The organism is Geobacter sp. SVR (assembly GCF_016865365.1).
Taxonomy (GTDB): domain Bacteria; phylum Desulfobacterota; class Desulfuromonadia; order Geobacterales; family Pseudopelobacteraceae; genus Pelotalea.
The window spans coordinates 2,191,280-2,208,562 of record NZ_AP024469.1 but is presented as its reverse complement, the minus strand read 5'-3'; the positions used below and the strand labels follow the sequence as shown (position 1 = coordinate 2,208,562).

16 protein-coding genes are annotated in these 17,283 nt (G+C 58.1%); 2 read left to right on the top strand and 14 right to left on the bottom strand.

The annotated features are described in order from the left end of the window. Positions 1 to 19: 19 nt before the first annotated feature. The 5 genes from GSVR_RS10225 to GSVR_RS10205 all read right to left on the bottom strand — a co-directional run bounded on the left by GSVR_RS10225 (position 20) and on the right by GSVR_RS10205 (position 3,702). Positions 20 to 853, bottom strand: coding sequence for a metal ABC transporter permease (locus tag GSVR_RS10225; RefSeq protein ID WP_173199567.1), 834 nt, complete (start codon positions 851 to 853; stop codon positions 20 to 22). A 2-nt stretch (positions 854 to 855) separates the two neighbouring features. Beyond that, positions 856 to 1,608 carry a metal ABC transporter ATP-binding protein gene (locus tag GSVR_RS10220; RefSeq protein ID WP_173199568.1) on the bottom strand — a complete coding sequence of 251 codons (753 nt, stop codon included), beginning with the start codon at positions 1,606 to 1,608 and terminating at the stop codon, positions 856 to 858. Further along, complete coding sequence (locus tag GSVR_RS10215) at positions 1,593 to 2,591, bottom strand: metal ABC transporter solute-binding protein, Zn/Mn family (RefSeq protein ID WP_239077513.1); 999 nt, start codon at positions 2,589 to 2,591, stop codon at positions 1,593 to 1,595. The genes GSVR_RS10220 and GSVR_RS10215 overlap by 16 nt, the downstream gene beginning before the upstream one ends. Further along, the gene (locus GSVR_RS10210; RefSeq protein ID WP_239077512.1) at positions 2,588 to 3,034 is read right to left on the bottom strand and encodes a Fur family transcriptional regulator; all 447 of its coding nucleotides are present in this window, start codon (positions 3,032 to 3,034) and stop codon (positions 2,588 to 2,590) included. The genes GSVR_RS10215 and GSVR_RS10210 overlap by 4 nt, the downstream gene beginning before the upstream one ends. A 188-nt stretch (positions 3,035 to 3,222) precedes the next feature. Beyond that, positions 3,223 to 3,702, bottom strand: a complete 480-nt coding sequence (locus GSVR_RS10205) for a DUF2127 domain-containing protein (RefSeq protein ID WP_173199570.1) — start codon at positions 3,700 to 3,702, stop codon at positions 3,223 to 3,225. 210 nt (positions 3,703 to 3,912) lie between these two features. On the opposite strand from GSVR_RS10205, the gene GSVR_RS10200 reads away from it, so the two are divergent. Further along, positions 3,913 to 5,469 carry a hypothetical protein gene (locus tag GSVR_RS10200; protein WP_173199572.1) on the top strand — a complete coding sequence of 519 codons (1,557 nt, stop codon included), beginning with the start codon at positions 3,913 to 3,915 and terminating at the stop codon, positions 5,467 to 5,469. Then, the gene (locus GSVR_RS10195) at positions 5,466 to 5,720 is read left to right on the top strand and encodes a YkgJ family cysteine cluster protein (protein WP_173199574.1); all 255 of its coding nucleotides are present in this window, start codon (positions 5,466 to 5,468) and stop codon (positions 5,718 to 5,720) included. Before GSVR_RS10200 ends, GSVR_RS10195 begins: the two co-directional genes overlap by 4 nt. Positions 5,721 to 5,808: 88 nt before the next feature. Here GSVR_RS10195 and GSVR_RS10190 read toward each other — a convergent pair whose 3' ends face one another. The 9 genes from GSVR_RS10190 to GSVR_RS10150 all read right to left on the bottom strand — a co-directional run bounded on the left by GSVR_RS10190 (position 5,809) and on the right by GSVR_RS10150 (position 17,251). Next, a complete protein-coding gene (locus GSVR_RS10190; RefSeq protein WP_173199575.1) occupies positions 5,809 to 7,338 on the bottom strand; it encodes a Ppx/GppA phosphatase family protein in 1,530 nt (509 codons plus the stop codon). 8 nt (positions 7,339 to 7,346) lie between these two features. After that, positions 7,347 to 8,207 (bottom strand): CHAD domain-containing protein, encoded by an 861-nt coding sequence (locus GSVR_RS10185; RefSeq protein ID WP_173199577.1) that lies wholly within the window; start codon positions 8,205 to 8,207, stop codon positions 7,347 to 7,349. Between the two features lie 201 nt (positions 8,208 to 8,408). Continuing rightward, positions 8,409 to 9,227 carry a 3-deoxy-8-phosphooctulonate synthase gene (kdsA, locus tag GSVR_RS10180; RefSeq protein WP_173199579.1) on the bottom strand — a complete coding sequence of 273 codons (819 nt, stop codon included), beginning with the start codon at positions 9,225 to 9,227 and terminating at the stop codon, positions 8,409 to 8,411. Positions 9,228 to 9,230: 3 nt separating this feature from the next. Further along, the gene (locus GSVR_RS10175) at positions 9,231 to 10,838 is read right to left on the bottom strand and encodes a CTP synthase (RefSeq protein ID WP_173199581.1); all 1,608 of its coding nucleotides are present in this window, start codon (positions 10,836 to 10,838) and stop codon (positions 9,231 to 9,233) included. A gap of 27 nt (positions 10,839 to 10,865) precedes the next feature. Beyond that, positions 10,866 to 11,627 (bottom strand): 3-deoxy-manno-octulosonate cytidylyltransferase, encoded by a 762-nt coding sequence (gene kdsB, locus GSVR_RS10170; protein WP_173199583.1) that lies wholly within the window; start codon positions 11,625 to 11,627, stop codon positions 10,866 to 10,868. Between the two features lie 154 nt (positions 11,628 to 11,781). Continuing rightward, on the bottom strand, positions 11,782 to 13,029 hold the full coding sequence (locus GSVR_RS10165; protein ID WP_305040949.1) for an EAL and HDOD domain-containing protein: 1,248 nt from the start codon (positions 13,027 to 13,029) through the stop codon (positions 11,782 to 11,784). Between the two features lie 52 nt (positions 13,030 to 13,081). Further along, the gene (locus GSVR_RS10160) at positions 13,082 to 14,149 is read right to left on the bottom strand and encodes a chemotaxis response regulator protein-glutamate methylesterase (RefSeq protein WP_173199585.1); all 1,068 of its coding nucleotides are present in this window, start codon (positions 14,147 to 14,149) and stop codon (positions 13,082 to 13,084) included. An 86-nt stretch (positions 14,150 to 14,235) separates the two neighbouring features. Further along, on the bottom strand, positions 14,236 to 15,105 hold the full coding sequence (locus GSVR_RS10155) for a protein-glutamate O-methyltransferase CheR (protein WP_173199587.1): 870 nt from the start codon (positions 15,103 to 15,105) through the stop codon (positions 14,236 to 14,238). 40 nt (positions 15,106 to 15,145) lie between these two features. Continuing rightward, positions 15,146 to 17,251 carry a chemotaxis protein CheA gene (locus tag GSVR_RS10150; protein ID WP_173199589.1) on the bottom strand — a complete coding sequence of 702 codons (2,106 nt, stop codon included), beginning with the start codon at positions 17,249 to 17,251 and terminating at the stop codon, positions 15,146 to 15,148. Between the last annotated feature and the right edge of the window lie 32 nt (positions 17,252 to 17,283).

Sequence of the window (17,283 nt, the reverse complement as noted above, 5' to 3'; positions counted from 1 at the left end):
GTTGCGGGATGGGACGGAGTCAATTGCTCCCGGCAGGGCTCAGCAGTCGCCGGGCCAGAAACGCGCTTCCGAAGCAGACGAGATTGATCATGACCACCGTGGCGCTGGTGGGAAGATTGGTGACGAACGAGACGAAGATGCCGGCCACCACCGAGCAGCATCCCTGGAGGGCGGCCAGCAGCAGACAGGCCCTGAAGCTGCGGGCCAGTTGCAGGGCCGAAGCGGCTGGCAGGATCAGCAGCGATGAGATCAACATGATGCCGACCAGCTTCATGGCCAGCACCACCGAAAGCGCGGTCAAAAGGACCAGTACGGCGTTGATGACGTTGGAGCGTATGCCGGATGTGGCGGCCAGTTCCTCGCTGAAGGTAATCGCCAGGAGTTCATGGTAAAAAAGCGACAACAGCACCATTACCATGCAGGACAATCCCGCAGCGATAAAGACCTCGGCCCGGCTGATGGAAAGAATGTTGCCGAACAGATAGCTCAGCAGATCGACGTTGTACCCTCCCCCCACGCTTGCCAGTATGATCCCGGCGGAAATCCCCAGGGCCGAGACGATGCCGATGGCCGCATCGCCGTTCAGACGCGCCTTTTCAGTCAGCTTGAGGATACCCAGCGACGAGAGCAGCACCACGGGAAGAGACACCAGGAGCGAGGAGGCTGAATAAAGTTTCATTGCCAGGGCGATGGCGGTGCTGCCAAAGGTGACATGGGCAAGGCCGTCGCCGATCAGGGACAGTCTTCTCAGCACGAGAAACACCCCCAGCACCGAGCACAGCAGGGCGATCAGCGTCCCTGCCAGAAGCGCACGCTGGATAAAACCGTATGATAGGATCTCTGTCAGACTCATATTCAATGACGGTGGCACATCAGGTGCTGGGAATGCTCTCCGAAGAGGTCCGACATGGCAGGCGACTGGCAGAACTCGTCGAACCCTCCGTAAAATAGTAGCCGCTTGTCCAGGTACAGCATCTTCGAGGCATGCCCGCCGATTGTTCCGGTATCGTGAGTCACCAGCAGCACGGTAACCCCTTTGTTACGGTTCAGATCGCCAATGATGCGGTAGAAACGTTCCCTGGTTTCAGGGTCCAAGGCCGCCGTGGGTTCGTCCAAAATGAGCAGTTCCGGGGCGTTCACCAGCGCCCTGGCCAACATGACCCGCTGCTGCTGCCCGCCGGAGAGCTCGCCGATCAGTTTGTCATGCAGGTCATGCACACCCAGTTCCTCCAATGTGTCGGCCACCTTTTCCCGGTCGGCCCGCGACAACCTGCGCGGAAAGCGTTTGAGCGACAACAGGCCGAGACTGACCGTCTCAGCCACTGTGGCAGGGAAAACAGGATTGAACACGCCCAGGGTCTGAGGCAGATAGCCGATCCTGCCCCATTGGGTGAAGCGTCCGCACGGCATGCCGAACAGTGATGCCTTGCCCTCGCTTACCGCGCAGAACCCCATCAGGGCGCGCACCAGGGTACTCTTCCCGGAACCGTTAGGCCCCACGATACCCACATAGTCCCCGGCAGCGACCGTGAAAGATATATCCTCCAGCACCCGGCCGATACGGTAGCTGCAACTGAGCCCTTCCGTGGCGACTACTGCACTCGACATCCCAGCCCCTTTTGCAGATTGACGAGGTTTTCATCCATCAGTCCGATGAAGGTCGCTCCGCGCTGAAACTCCTCCCGCCCCAGATTATGGACGCCATGCAGCTTGAGCACCTGTACCCCCGCTTCGGCGGCCAGGGTTTCGCTCATGCGCGGCGAAAGCAGCTCTTCGGCAAACAGGTAATGTACCCCCGCTTTCCTGATCTGCTGCACCATGGCGGACATTCTCGCTCCGGATGGTTCCGACTCGGACGAAAGGCCGCTGAGGGCGGAATACCGAAGTCCGTAGCGATGGGCGAGATAGCCGAAGGTAAAATGGCCGCCATGCAGGAAGGTCCTGGTGGCGCAGTTCGCCAGGCCAGCGAGGTATCGTTTGTCGAGGTCGGCCAGGCGTTCCTTCAGCCCGGTGGCATTCTGCCGGTAATAAACCGCATTGGCAGGGTCCGCAACCTCGAAACCCGCCAGTATTGTGTCAACCATCTTGCGGGCGTTTTCGAAATCGAGCCAGACATGGGGGTCCAGCGAACCTACGTGTGCGTGTCCGTCCCGTTCATGTTCAGCTTCTGCTTCCCCGGAGGCCTTCAGGTAGCTCACGTTGGCGCCGGCATCCACAACCCTCAGCTTCTGCTGGTCGACACTCTTGAGCACCGTCGCGGCCCACGGCTCCATGTAAGGGTTGGTGTAGATGAACAGTCCGGATTTGGCAATGCGCACCACGTCGTCAGGCCGGGGCTCGAAACTGTGCGGCTCAACGCCCGGTGGCAGCAGCAGTTTTACCTCGGCTTTATCGCCGGCAATGGTCCTGGCAAAATCGTAGAGCGGGAAAAGGGTTGTCACGACCCTCAGCCGGCCGGGCGCTCCCGCCGGTTCGGCGGACTCCCTGCGGGAGCAGCCGGATGCGACGATCAGCAGAAGGGCCACGCACAGCAACAGTCCGGCAACCGGATACATGCGGCTGCTTTCTCTTTTAGCGGAAGTTTTCTTCATACCGCTGCTCCTTCTTTCAGGCAGGTTCCGCACACGCCGTTGATCTGAAGTATATGGGAGGTAACGCGGGCACCGGAACGCCGGCTAATCTCACGTGCGAGCCCATCCAGTCCGCATTGCTCCTGCTCCACATCCTCCACCCGGCGGCACGATTCGCACACGAAATGGTGATGATGCTCCTGGTTGGTGCAGAGAAAATAATACTGCTTGCGGTCCGGAAGGAAGATGCGGGTGATGACGCCTGCCCCGGTCAGCTCGTCCAGGATGCGGTAGACCGTTGGAAGCCCGATATGGGTAAAAGACGACTTGAGGCGCTGCCAGACATCATCGGCCGACAGGAAGGAGGGTTCCGCCGCCAGAAGGCGCATTACCTCCACCCTTTTGGGAGTTGTTTTGAGCTGCAATTCCTTGAGGATAGCACCTGCACGGTGTCTGTCCATCATTCCACCCTTCCTTCTGGGAAATAGAAGTTTTTTTTGTTTATACAGATGAATGGGAAAGACGTCAACCGCTTTACACAGGCATTTTCATTTAGGTTCCGCAAACTCCGTGCCCATCCTGCGGACCGAAACTGTGGACAGTGCATCGGTTCAGGATGCCTTCAGCCGCGGAAACTTGTCCCTGATCCGCTTCAGCGGTCTCGGGTCAACGCCAGCACCAGCAGCAGATAAAGGACGATTGCCACATTGACGATCAGTACGGTCAGCTTGGGCCAGCTCACCTTGCGGAACACCTCGTAGATCTCGATGGGGATATACATTCCGCCGGTCAGGACTCCGAACCACTCGGCCCAGCGGCGCTGCAGCCACAGGCCGACCGCTTCTGCAAAACGAATAACGGCATAGCTCATGGCCGCAAAGGCCGCTGCCCAGAGTTGCCCATCCGTTACACGTCCGGCCAGGTCGATGAAAACCGTCGGATAGTGCCGCGCCGGATTGAGATGGATATGCCGTACCAGCTCCACCGCAGCCTGATGAAGGTCCTGGTGGACCAGCGCCAACAACCCGAACCCCGCCAGCAGGACCAATACACCCTTGGCCCCTTCGAGCAACGCCACCACGCGCAATCCGGCTACCGATCCATGTCCGTGTCTATCAGCCGATGAAGTCATATCCGATCTCGCAGCACCATGCCCACCGTGTCATACAAGGCAGTATGGGTTACCTAAATACGTCGCTTCTACCAAGTTTGCAGCAGTTTCCAATGCTTTTCAAGACACGACGACATTGTCGGCAGCGGCAAAAGTATTGGAATAGGCCGGTGAAGCGTGTATAGTAGGCGAATTTCCGGGCAGGCCCGGAAGAAGAACAAGGGGGGCTACATGCAAAGATGTTTAACGGCCGTATTTGCGCTACTGTTTATGGGCTTGCTTGCCGGTTGCGGCGGATCGAACACGAGCAATGCAACTTTTACTTCCACCGTCAGTTTCACAAACGCCGACCTCAGCGGTAAAACATTATACAGCACATCCGCGACCAGCCATAGCTATACCGCCTACCAATTGTCTGGAGACGGCACCGGCAGCGCGACCTGGGATAATATCCCCCAAGGTAAGACCGGCAGTTGGCAGCTTTTGAACGGAAGCCTGGTCCTCAGCGAGGACGGGACACCGACTCACCATTTCTTTCTGATACAAAGGAGTGATACCTACTGGCTAGTTTCGGAAAAAAATCCTACTGGCAACACCACCAGTACCGTCACCCGGTTCTTCTTTGACCAGAGCACCGCGCAAGCCTATCTTGACGGTATTCCCGACAGCAATAAGCTTCAGCTAGGGGGGGCAATCCAGGGAACCACACTTGCGTTCGCTAATAACTCTTCCACCCTTGCAACGATAGGCACCGTCCCGCCCAACTCAACAGTTCCGCCTCCAAATACGGGATTGTCCGACACATCCGAAGGTCCCGTCAAATTCAACCACCCGGTCGGCATCACAACCGACAGGACTTACCTCTACGTAGCCGACTACAACAACCACTGCATCCGCCGGATAAACATCGTCACCCTTGAAACGGAGACCATCGCCGGCAGCAAGATCGGACAAGCCGGATATGGCGACTCGAACACGGGGCTTCAGGCTCAGTTCAGTTATCCCACAGGAATAACCGTCAACGGCGATTATCTTTACGTCACCGATTCCGGAAGCAACGACATCCGCAGGATCGAAATCAAAACTTCTAATCATGCGGTCATAACCATAGCCGGGACCACCAGGAGCGCCGGAACAACGGACGGCACCGGCGACGTGGCAACCTTTGCATCGCCCGGCGGCATTACCAGCGACGGCACCAATCTCTATGTGGCCGACACCTTCAACCACACCATTCGCAAGATCGTACTTCCGACCGCAACATCCGTATCGGCATCCAACTATACGGTCAGCACCCTAGCGGGTTCTCCACACACTGCGGGGTACGCGGATGGCACCAGTTCCAGCGCCCGTTTCAACCTGCCGTCCCACATCACCACCGATGGTTCCTATCTCTTTGTCGCGGACTTCAACAACAGCACTATCCGCAAAATCGAAATTGCCACGGGCATCGTTACAACTCTCACGGGCCTTGCCGGCCATGTCGGCGAACAGGATGGCGCAAAAAATGTGGCGACCTTCACGCAACCCAACGGCATCACCACGGACGGGACCTTCCTGTATGTGACGGACGGCAATCTGATCGGCGGCGCATCCGCCGGCAACACCATCCGCAGGATCGACAAGGCGTCCGGCGAAGTCGTGACGATCGCCGGCACGAAAGGCACGAATGGCTATAGCGACAGTGGTCTCGGAATTTTTTACAGCCCGACCGGCATCACCACCGACGGCACCAACCTGTACGTGTCGGACAGCAACAACAACGTTATCAGAATAGTTGCACCATGAATTGCCGCGTCGGCTGTGCCGCCTGCTGCATCGCCCCGTCGATCTCGTCGGCGATCCCGGGCATGAGCAGCGGCAAACCGGCCGGCATGCGTTGCGTCCAGTTGAGCCCGGACAACCGTTGCTGGCTGTTCGGCCGGGCGGAACGCCCGGCAGTCTGCCTCAGTCTGCAACCTGCGGCGGAGATGTGCGGCACGAACGATCAGGAAGCCTTGGAATATCTTGCCCGGCTGGAGCTGGCCACAAAACAATAACCTGAAGCAAGGCTCGAACAACAGACGCAAAAAAGGCTGAAATGGCACCCCATTTCAGCCTTTTCAATTTTGCTGCCCCCCTGTCTCTTCAGCCGGTGACAAAGACCACCGCTCCGCCGAAGGCCTTTTCGAAAAGGTCACGTTTGGCATTGCCTCCGAAGATCTCAACCGTAATATCCTCAGTACCCGACAATCTGAAGGTGTAAGTGCTGCCGCACCGGCTCAGATCCACCACCTCGACCAGGCCGCTCCGGCGGCGGTCCAGACCGTCGGCCAGCCGCAGAATGCCCCCCAGACGGCTGACAATGAGCTGGTCTTTTTCACTGAGCTTACTGAATTCGAGGTGTTTTTTCTTTGGCAGGGCCTTGCGGTGATAGCGGGCAACCTGGGCGATGATCTCACGCTCGCGCGGGGTCAGTCCGAACAGTTCGGCATGACGGATCAGGTGATAGGAATGCTTGTGGTGGCTGGTGTAACCGATGAAATAGCCGCTGTCGTGCAGCAGGGCAGCTGCCTCCAGCAGCCTGCGCTCGGTCTTTTTCAGGCCGTTCTCCTGTGCCAGCCGATCGAAGATCGCCAGGGACAATGAAGCCACGTGCCGCGAATGCGGTTCATCGTAATGGCAGGACCTGGCGAATTCCAGCACCGAATCGCGCCACGTGCGCGCCGGGGTACTGTCCGGTATCAGTCCCAGCCGCTTGATGGTCCTGATGATCAGCCCCTCGCGGATACCGCGCTCGTTGACCCTGAGCTGGTTGGCGCCGAAAAAGCGCATCAGCTCGTCCACCACGGCGCAGCCTGCCACAATGATGTCGGCACGGTCCGGATTGAGCCCCGGCAGGCTCCTTCTGGCCTTGAGATCCTTGCGCATCAGCATTGCCAGCAGATGCACCACCTCGGACCGCAGCACTTCGTAGCCGTGCACCGAGGAAAAAGTCTGGCGGCGCATGCTCATGACCATGTTCCCCAGCGAGGTGATGGTCCCGCCGGAGCCGATTATGTTCTGGGCGCTGATCTTCTCGCCGCTGAAGGTCTTCTTGAGCACGGTTCTGACATGCCGCCGGAATTTCTGGTAATCGCTGCTCCTGATCGGGTCGCTGGTGAAGAATTGCTCCGTCATCAGCACCGCCCCCAGATCCACGGAAAAACACTCCTCGATGTGGCTTCCCAGCGCCGTCACCAGCTCGACACTGCCGCCGCCGATATCGATCATGACGTAGCGTTTGCCGCTCATCTCGAAATTGTGCAGGGCCGAAATGGCTGCCAGTTCCGCCTCCTCCTGGCCGGAGATGACCTTTATCTCCCGGCCCAGCAGGCGGCTCAGTTCTTCCACCAAGTCGCGTCCGTTGGAGGCGTTCCTGATGGCGCTGGTGGCAATGGCTTCCACCTCGCTGACCTTGAATCCGTCGATCAGCATGCGCATGCGGGAGATAGCTTCCACGGCCCGGCCGCAGGCCGCAGGCGAAATAGCCCCGCTCCTGCCCAGATTCTCCCCCAGGCGGACCGTGGCCTTTTCGTCATCCAGCACCGTGAACCTGCCCTGCTGATCGACTTCCACCACGATACAGCGGATCGAGTTGGTACCTATATCTATGGCTGCCAGCCGTGTCTTTTTCATCTCGGGCCTCACTGGTAGAGGAATACGTACCGAAGCGGCTTCCGCTCCAGCAATTCCTGGAAATCTTCAAAAAGCCGGGTGCTCCAACCGTCTTTGACGCTGTCGAACCTGGACTGTTCACGGCTGTCGAGCCCCCCTTCCCGGACAAGCGCGGCAAATACCGACAGGTCATTGAGCCGGCCCAACAGGGTCTGGTATTCCTTCAGCGTTTCCAGAACAGTGGCATAATCGATCCGGGTCAACTCTGCCACGATCTCCAGGAAATACCGCCAGCGCTTGATCGCAATTCTCAGCCTGTGGCGGACCTCGACAGCCTCGGCCATGACCGACATCGGCAACAGGTGATGAATGTCCTCAAAAAGGGCGACGCCCGACTGCGAAAGAAACCCCGCCAAAGAGGTCGCGCCTTTGCGGGAACCACCATTGCAGGATTCCGGAAGCGGCAACCGGGCAGCGACCAGTTCCAGGTCGTGCTTCAGCGCAGCCAGACCCAGTCCCTTCAGCTGTTTCCGCACTCGGGCCGCTTCCTGCATGCGCTGTGCCCGCAGCCTTTTCACAAGATCCGGACACTCCTTCCCCTCTCCCGGCAGGCCGATCTCATCCAGAAAAAAGAGCAAAGCCTCGTCCAGATTGCGAAGTTGTCCTATTTCCCGGGTCAGTTCCCGGACCGGCAGGTAGATCTCCCTGACAGGCTCGGGCGAAAATGGCTCGAACAGCTGCAGAGCGGCACGCATCCGGCGCGTGGCCACACGGAGATCATGCACGGTTTCGAGATCGTCGTGTTTCAGGCAGGCCTTCCTGGCGTCGAGCAGCGAGTCCAGGCGTCGGGACAGTATGGCAGCCGCAGAATTGTCAGGTTTCTTCTTCATGCCGGTTTACCGTTTTCGAGATATCTGCTGAACCCCTAGAAGTCACGGGTGGGATGCGAAAAAACCCATTATGCAGCCGATAGCATTATACCAGAATGCGGCAGGCACTGAAGCGTGCAGGGCATACAAAACAAAACGGGACATCGCCGTGAAGACGATGTCCCGTTTTTTCAGGGGTGCCCCTGCTGTGCGGAGATGGAATCATTTGATGGCAGCATCGATGGCCTTGAGAGTCTTGAGCAGCGCCGGCAGATCGTCCAGCGCGATCGAATTGGGGCCATCGCACAGAGCCTGCTCCGGATTTTCGTGCACCTCCATGAAGATACCGTCAATGCCGGTGGCCACCGCAGCCCGCGAAAGGTATTCTACATATTCGCGCTGCCCGCCGGAGCTTGCCCCCTGGCCACCGGGCAACTGCACGCTGTGGGTTGCGTCGAACACCACCGGATAGCCGCTGGAGCGCATGACCGGGAAGCTGCGCATGTCCACCACCAGGTTGTTATAGCCGAACGATACGCCGCGCTCGGTGAGGATGATGTTCTCATTGCCCGAAGCAGCCAATTTGCCAGCCACATTCTTCATATCCCAAGGGGCCAGGAACTGCCCCTTCTTGACATTCACGACCCGTCCGCTGTTGGCGGCCGCCACCAGCAGGTCGGTCTGGCGGCAGAGAAAAGCGGGGATCTGCAGCACATCCAGCACCTGCGCGGCAGGAGCGACCTGCTCAATGGAGTGGATATCTGAGAGTACCGGCAGCCCCAGGGACTCCTTGACCCGGGCCAGGATCCGCAGCCCTTCGTGCAGGCCGGGGCCCCGGAAGGCCCCGATGGAGGTACGGTTGGCCTTGTCATAGGACGCCTTGAAGATCAGCGGCATGGACACGCCGTTGCAGATGGCCATCAGCCGTTCGGCATGCCTCAGGGTGGCCTCTTCCGATTCTATCACGCAGGGCCCGGCAATCAGTGCCAGGGGGCGGTTTCCGCCAATCTTCGCATTTCCGATTACAATCTCGCGGGTCACGGTTTACCTCGTGTTGCGATGCGTCAGAGCCGCACCGATGAAGGCCTTGAACAATGGATGGGGAACCAGCGGCTTGGACTTGAATTCAGGATGGAACTGGCATCCCAGGAACCAGGGATGATCGCTGATCTCGACCACCTCGACCAGATCCTTGTCCTTGTAAACGCCCGACAGGACAAGCCCGTTGCCGGTCAGCAGTTCGCGATACTTGTTGTTGAATTCGTAACGGTGGCGATGGCGCTCCGAAATTTCGGTGCTGTTGTATGCCTCGTACGCCACGGTCCCTTTGGTGAGCGAGCAGGGGTTTGCTCCCAAGCGCATGGTGCCCCCCTTCTTGCTGACGCTTTTCTGTTCTTCCATCAGGTGGATCAGCGGAGCGGCGCCGTCAGGTTTGAACTCGCTGGAGCAGGCTTCTTTCAGGCCGCACACGTTGCGGGCGAACTCCACCACTGCCATCTGCATGCCGAGACAGATGCCGAAGAACGGAATCTTGTTGGTGCGGGCATACTCGATCGCCTTGATTTTTCCCTCGGTGCCCCGCTCTCCGAAGCCGCCCGGCACGAGCACGCCATCGACATCGTCCAGATGGCCGTCGATGCCGTCCCGTTCCATCTTTTCGGAATCGATATACTTCAGGTAGACGCGGCAATCGTTGGCAATGCCGCCGTGGGTCAGGGCTTCAGCCAGGGATTTGTAGGATTCGGTCAGATTGACGTATTTGCCGACCACTGCGATGCGCACCTCGCCATGGCTGGGATGGCGCAGCGTTTCCACCACGTCCTGCCACTGGGTCAGGTCGGGCGCCTTGGTCCAGATGTTGAGTTTTTCTACTACGCGGTCGTCGAGTTTTTCCTTGTTCAATGCCAGGGGCACCGCATAGATGTGCTCGGAATCCACACAGGGGATGACATCTTCCTCCTCGACATTGCAGAACAGGGAGATCTTCTTCTTCATCTCATGCGGCAGCTCGCGCTCGCAGCGGCACAGCAGGATATCTGGCTGAATGCCGATCTTGCGCAGCTCCATGACCGAATGCTGAGTCGGCTTCGTCTTCAGTTCGCTGGCCGAACGGATGTACGGTACCAGTGTGACATGGATATAAAGGGTGTTGCCGGCGCCCAGATCGTGACGGAACTGACGGATAGCCTCAAGGAAAGGGAGCGATTCGATGTCGCCTACAGTGCCGCCGACTTCGATGATAGCGACGTCTGCCCCCTTGGCGTTATCGATGATCTTGGACTTCATTTCATCGGTGATGTGGGGAATCACCTGGACGGTCCCCCCCAGGTAATCGCCGCGGCGCTCCTTGTCGATAACCGAGAAGTAGACCTGTCCGGTGGTGAAGTTGCTTTTCTTGGAAAGCCGGGCACTGGTGTAGCGCTCGTAATGCCCCAGGTCGAGGTCTGTTTCGGCTCCGTCGTCGGTTACGAAAACCTCGCCGTGCTGGAAGGGGGACATGGTCCCCGGATCGACGTTTATGTAGGGGTCGAGCTTCTGCATGGTGACCCGCAGTCCGCGCGCCTCCAGCAGCGCTCCCAGCGATGCGGCCGCCAGCCCTTTTCCGATGGAGGATACGACTCCGCCGGTGATGAAGATGAATTTGGTTTTCATGCTGACTGCTCCTGTTGCGAAAAAATTTTAAAAACCTGCCTTGAAGCGTTCCCTGGCCTTGACCAGGTCATCGGGAGTATCGACGCCGATGGATTCGAATTCCGTCTCTACCACGCGTATGCGCACCCCGTTTTCTACGGCGCGCAACTGTTCCAGCTTCTCCGATATTTCCAGGAAGGTCGGCTTCATGGCCGCGAATTCGATCAGAAAGTCACGGCGATAGACGTACAGGCCGACGTGTTTGTAGCAGAGCAGTTTTCCGCTGGCAAAAGATTCGTCCTTCAGGTCCTGCCACTTGTCCCGGAAAAACGGCAGCGGAGAACGTGAGAAATACAGCGCATCCCCCTGCTGGTCGGTGACGACCTTGACAACGTTGGGACTCAAAAAATCATGCAGACATTTGATGCGGGTCTTGAGCGTGCTCATGCGCAGGGTGCTGTCGTCCAGAAACGGACGGATGGCCTGCTCGATCATTTCCGGGGCGATCAGCGGCTCATCCCCCTGAACATTGACGATGATGTCGGCATTCAGCCCTTGTGCGACTTCAGCCAGCCGGTCGGTGCCGGTTTCGTGGTCCGGCCGCGTCATCAGACACAATCCGCCAAAGTCGGTTACCACCTGCTGAATGCGCTGATCGTCCGTGGCAACAATGACCCTGCTGACCAGGGAAGCAGAACAGGCACGCTCGTACACGTGCTGGATCATCGGCTTACCGGCGATTTCCGCCAGTGCCTTGCCCGGGAAACGCGTCGAAGCGTACCGGGCGGGGATTACTGCAGTGATGTCCATGTGGATAATTACCTGTGAAGAGAGTGAAGAAGCATTCTCATAGAACCAACAGATCGTCCTGCGGTAGGACGTGTTAAGCTACATCAAAAGCCTGGGGGTGTCAAGGCAGGAAAAGTCGGGAAGCGGAGGGGGAAATGGAGCGGGATTTACAGGATCATTCTGCCAAAGTCCAGCCGGCCAGCACCTTTGCACGCCAGCTGAAGGCCTCCAACTGGGCAGCCACCAACTGGTCGAGCGTTACCTGGCAGCGTACGAGCAGCGGTGTCACGGCCCTGAAATCGGTGACTTCCACCTTCTCAACCAGGTCCAGCAATCCCCCCAAAGGCCCTTTTCGCCGCAGCAGGGCATTGCCAACCTCGTCCGTCAGATTCAGGCTCTCGACCAACTCCTGCATTGGCATCTCGAACAACACATCCAGAAGCGACAGAATGCCGGTCATGAAAGCAGCCTCGGCATACTCGACCGGAAAGCCTTTCTGCATCACGAGTATCTCCAGCAGGCGCCCGCGCACCGCCGCCATCTCCAGGAGGGGATGATTGATCCCCCGCGAGTCGTTCCCCGCAAAAAGCGAAAGTTGGATCCATCGCCGCAAGTGACTGGTGCCGAGCATTACGATGGCATGACGCAGCGTCTTTATCTTTTCCCGCATCCCCATAAACACCGAATTGACCAAGTGCAGCAGGTTATAGGAAAGACCCGGGTTCTCCTTGAAAGTCTGCTCTATCTCGGCCAGCGTAGCTTCCAGGGTGAGCTGCTGCAGGAGCTTCAGCATGGCGATGGAGGATGCATCGATGCGCCGTTTGTTCAGGACTACCGGGCGCTCGAAGAAGTAGCCCTGGAACAGGTCGAATCCCATCTCGAAGCAGGCTTCGAACTGCTGCACGGTTTCGACCTTTTCGGCAAGGATCTGCACCGGCCAGCGGCGCAGCTTGCTCACGATCTCGGGCAGTTCTTTCAGGGAGGTCTGCAGAATGTCGATCTTGACGATATCGACGATGCCATAGATCTCTTCATACTCGGGGCAATAGCTGTGGTCGTCCAGGGCGAGCCTGAACCCGAGCTTCTTGAGCTCGCGGCAGCGCTTGACCACTTCGTCGTCCAGCTCGATGATTTCCAGGAGTTCGAGAACGATCCGGTCGACCGGCAACAACTCCAGCATCTCGGAAAGAAGCAGGCCGAGGTGAACGTTGATGAAACCGAGCTTTCCCCCCAGTACCTCCTGCATGCCGAAGGTCGCCAGCGCACCGGTAATCACACTGGCGCTGGCATGGGAGTAGCTCTGGAATTCGGCAAAATTCACGTCCGCCGACCGGAACAGGAGTTCGAACCCCACGATCTCCTGCTTGCGGTCCAGAATCGGCTGGCGACCGATAAAGAATTTATCCTGCGAGTCTTTCATCATTCTCCCGGTGGAATCAAGGGAACGCGCTCCGGCGTCGCGAGTTCAGGGGATTTCAGCAACAGCAGCGCAATACTTCGGCGGCAATATCCTGCAAGGGCATAATCTTATGGACCCCTCCCAGTTTGACCGCCTCGTGCGGCATTCCATAGACTACACAACTCGCTTCGTCCTGCGCAAGAGTAATGGCGCCGGCATCGAACATTTCCTTCATGCCGCGGGCGCCGTCGTCCCCCATGCCCGTCATGATGACGCCAACCGCATTCTTGCCCGCATAGCGGGCGGCGGAGCGGAAGAGTACATCCACCGAGGGGCGATGCCGCGATACGAGCGGCCCCTCTTTTATCTCCGTATAATACCTGGCTCCGCTGCGCTTGAGCAAAACATGATGGTTACCCGGAGCGATGAGTACCCGGCCGCGGACAACAGAGTCATTGTCGGCAGCTTCCTTGACGCTCACACGGCAGAGACCGTCCAATCGCCTGGCAAAGGCGGCCGTAAAATGTTCCGGCATATGCTGCACGATCACGGTGCCGGGCGCATCCTCGGGCAGCATTTCCAGAAACAACTTCAACGCTTCGGTCCCGCCGGTCGATGCCCCCACGACAACCACCTTTTCCGTTGTCTGGATCATTGCCTTGCTGCTCGGTTTTTCAATGATGACATCGGCCGTGAGTTTGGGTGAAATTTCACGCCTGTGCACCGGCCTGATCCTGCCTTTGGTCATGGCAGCGGCCCTGACGGTGTCGCAGATACTGACCCGGGATTCCTCGATGAACTGCCTGGTACCGAGCTTGGGCTTGACGATGATGTCGACGGCACCATATTCAAGGGCCTTCAGCGCGGATTCGCTGCCTGCCCCGGTCAGGGTCGAGCACATCACCACCGGAATCGGATGTTGCGACATGATCTTCTGCAGGAAAGTGAGGCCATCCATGCGGGGCATCTCCACATCCAGCGTGATCACGTCCGGAACGCAGGTCCGGATCTTCTCGGCGGCAACGAACGGATCAGGTGCAGCGGCCATGACCTCGATCCGGGCATCCGACGAGAGGATTTCGGTCAGGGCCTGCCGGACCAGGGCCGAGTCGTCCACAATGAGAACTTTTATCTTAGGGTGCATATGCATCCATCACACTGCAAATCTGCGGGCGGTCGCTCTGCCCGGCCGGCTCCATCGGCCTCTGCAATTCCGGCCGGTTGATTGCGTCATGTCTTGCGGTACACGGTCGAAGCCACCGGCTGCAACGGTACATTCAGGCCGTTGAGGGTTTCCGAATGCCCCAGGAACAGGTAGCCCCCCTTGACAAGCTGCTGGCTGAACCTGTTCAAAAGCCGTTCCTGGGTCGGTTTGTCGAAATAGATGATGACATTGCGGCAGAAAATGACGTCCATCTGTTCAGGGAGACCAAAATCCTCCATGAAGTTCAAACGCTTGAACTCCACCATCGCTCTTAACTGGGGTCCGATCCTCACGAGCGATTTCTGCCGGTCCCGGCTTTTCAGCAGATATTTCTTCTTGAGATTCAGCGGGATCGTATCGACCCGGTCTTCGGCATAGATAGCGTCACGCGCCTTGGAAAGGACGACGGTCGATATGTCGGTGGCCAGTATCGAGGAGCGGAAACCGGGGGCGGCCACGGAGAATTCCGACAGAACCATGGCCAGGGTGTAGGGCTCCTCGCCGGTGGAACATCCGGCACTCCAGATCCTGAACGGCGAGTGCATTCCCGATCCGCGGGTTTCCATGAGGGCAGGAATCGCCGATTTCACCAGATAATCGAAGTGTGCCGATTCCCGGAAAAAATCGGTTTTATTGGTGGTAACCACGTCGATCAGATGTATCAGCTCGTCTCCCCTGCCCCCACCACTGAAGACATGATCCGCGTAGGCCTCGAACGAACCGAGTCCCAGCGCCTTGAGCCGTTTCTGCAGCCTCGCCTCCAGCATCGTCTGCTTTGCCGGAGGCATCCGTATACCGGCCTCTTCATAGATAAACCTGCTGAACAGCTTGAACTCACGGTCCTTGAGCGTCGCTGGCAATCCGGGGCTTGCGGAAGATTTACCGTGAAAGGTCATATCGCACACGAGTGAAAAAGGGAAGCAGGCATGCTGGACTCTACCTTGATAACGATTGTTCAAACATCTCAGCCAAACGCAACAGCATCCCCATATCAAGGATCAGCGCCACGGTTCCGTCACCCAGGATGGTGGCGCCGGAGATTCCCTTGACATCACGGTACATGCGTCCCAGCGTCTTGATCACCGTCTGGTGCTCACCCACGACGCTATCCACCACAAATCCGGCTTTCGCTCCGTTGATCCTGACGATCACGATCTGCTCGATGTCCGGCCGATCCTGCCCGATTTCGAACTGCTCCCGCAACAGAATGTAGGGGACGATTTCGCCGCGCACATTGGCCAGATTGCGGCCATGGGAGTTCCTGATATCCTCCCTCGTCAGCTCGACGCACTCCTCGACCATCGCAAGCGGCATAACGAAGTAGCTGTCTTCGATCCGAACCAGCAGACATTCGATAATGGCCAGAGTCAGGGGGATCTTGAGAGTGATGGTGCTCCCGAGCCCTTTGACACTGGTGATATCGATGGTTCCCCGCAGGGATTCGATGGCCTTTTTGACCACATCCATCCCGACTCCGCGTCCTGATACACTGGTGATCCTGGCTGCTGTGGAGAATCCCGGGGCAAAGATCAGGTTGTAGATTTCATTGTCGCTCAGTTCGGCCGCAGCTGAAATCAGCCCGCGCTCGACCGCTTTGGCACGGATTGCATCCCGGTCCAGTCCGGCTCCATCGTCACGAATGGTGATCAATACACTGTCGCCGGAATGGATCGCTCCCAGGTGCACGGTTCCTTGGGTCGGCTTGCCGAGTGCGCTGCGGACCTCGGGCATCTCGATACCGTGGTCGATACTGTTGCGGATGAGATGCACCAGCGGATCGTTCAACCTCTCAATGACCGTTTTATCGAGTTCGGTGTCGGCCCCTTCCGTTTCCATCTCGATCTCTTTGCCCAATTCCTGGGAGAGATCCCGCACCAGCCGTTTGAATTTGCTGAAGGTGCTCCCGATCGGAAGCATGCGGATATTGAGCGCAGTATCGCGCAGCTCATTGGTCAGCCGCTCAACCTCCTCGGCAATGGATATGAAATCGGAATTGCTCTGCTGTGCGGCAACCTGGCTGAGACGGGCCTGTACCGTCACCATTTCTCCCACGAGGTTCACCAACTGGTCCAGCTTGTCTGCCGGCACGCGGATGCTGCCGGCAGACTCCTGAATGGCACGTTCCTGACGTACACTCTTGACATGCTGTTGCTCGACCAGTGCCGATTCGACCTTGTCGGGGGTCACGATGCCGGCGGCAACCGCCAGTTCTCCGAAGCGTTTCTGCATGCCCAGGATCTTCTGCATCTCCGCCCGACTCAGATCCCCCCGTTCCACCAGGATATCGCCCAGTTTCTTGTAACTGTCGTCGCTGTCGGTGCAACCGCCGTCATCCACCATGTCGATCTTCAGATCACAGTCGTCCTCGATGAAGATAAACACGTCCCTGATGGCATCGATTCCGCATGCGGAGGTCAGGATGATATCCCAGTAAATATAGCAATGTTCCGGGTTGAGGTCTTCCAGGGAGGGGACATTATCCAGATGCGCAACAAAATGGCAGCTGCCCAGCGCGGACAGTTCCTCCAGGAGCCCTGCCGGATTGGCGCCACACAGAAGCACTTCCGGATTCGGCCTGAAACGGATGCGCCAGGTCTGCAGATCTCCGGGCTGTTCGCCTCCGGACACTTCGTGCCTGGCATCCACTGGCGCATCGACGACACTCGGCGGTACAAGGTGCCGCAGACCATCGATGATCGCCGCGCCTTCGTCACGGTCCACCCCATTCTGATCCGCTGAAGAATCCAGAAGGGTCTTGATATGGTCACGGGCGCGCAGAGTCAGGTTGAGCAGGTGTTTGGACACCGCCATCTTTCCGTTGCGCACCAGATCGAAGACGGTCTCAACCTCGTGGGTAAAGGCTGCTATCTCGTCGAAGCCGAACATGGCCCCCGATCCCTTGATCGTATGCATGGCCCTGAAAACCCGTCCGATCAGCTCCATGTCCTCGGGAGTGTCTTCAAGCTCAAGAAGCGATGTTTCCAATTCGGACAGGAGTTCATCGGCCTCTTCACGATACGTGGCGATGTGCTGTTCAATCATGGCAGCCTTTCAAAGTACAGCTTTCGAGGTGG

Coding starts and splice junctions, on each gene's coding strand:
- GSVR_RS10225 (WP_173199567.1), bottom strand. CDS start 853: ATGAGTCTGACAGAGATCCTATCATACGGTTTTATCCAGCGTGCGCTT.
- GSVR_RS10220 (WP_173199568.1), bottom strand. CDS start 1,608: ATGTCGAGTGCAGTAGTCGCCACGGAAGGGCTCAGTTGCAGCTACCGT.
- GSVR_RS10215 (WP_239077513.1), bottom strand. CDS start 2,591: ATGAAGAAAACTTCCGCTAAAAGAGAAAGCAGCCGCATGTATCCGGTT.
- GSVR_RS10210 (WP_239077512.1), bottom strand. CDS start 3,034: ATGATGGACAGACACCGTGCAGGTGCTATCCTCAAGGAATTGCAGCTC.
- GSVR_RS10205 (WP_173199570.1), bottom strand. CDS start 3,702: ATGACTTCATCGGCTGATAGACACGGACATGGATCGGTAGCCGGATTG.
- GSVR_RS10200 (WP_173199572.1), top strand. CDS start 3,913: ATGCAAAGATGTTTAACGGCCGTATTTGCGCTACTGTTTATGGGCTTG.
- GSVR_RS10195 (WP_173199574.1), top strand. CDS start 5,466: ATGAATTGCCGCGTCGGCTGTGCCGCCTGCTGCATCGCCCCGTCGATC.
- GSVR_RS10190 (WP_173199575.1), bottom strand. CDS start 7,338: ATGAAAAAGACACGGCTGGCAGCCATAGATATAGGTACCAACTCGATC.
- GSVR_RS10185 (WP_173199577.1), bottom strand. CDS start 8,207: ATGAAGAAGAAACCTGACAATTCTGCGGCTGCCATACTGTCCCGACGC.
- GSVR_RS10175 (WP_173199581.1), bottom strand. CDS start 10,838: ATGAAAACCAAATTCATCTTCATCACCGGCGGAGTCGTATCCTCCATC.
- kdsB (WP_173199583.1), bottom strand. CDS start 11,627: ATGGACATCACTGCAGTAATCCCCGCCCGGTACGCTTCGACGCGTTTC.
- GSVR_RS10165 (WP_305040949.1), bottom strand. CDS start 13,029: ATGATGAAAGACTCGCAGGATAAATTCTTTATCGGTCGCCAGCCGATT.
- GSVR_RS10160 (WP_173199585.1), bottom strand. CDS start 14,149: ATGCACCCTAAGATAAAAGTTCTCATTGTGGACGACTCGGCCCTGGTC.
- GSVR_RS10155 (WP_173199587.1), bottom strand. CDS start 15,105: ATGACCTTTCACGGTAAATCTTCCGCAAGCCCCGGATTGCCAGCGACG.
- GSVR_RS10150 (WP_173199589.1), bottom strand. CDS start 17,251: ATGATTGAACAGCACATCGCCACGTATCGTGAAGAGGCCGATGAACTC.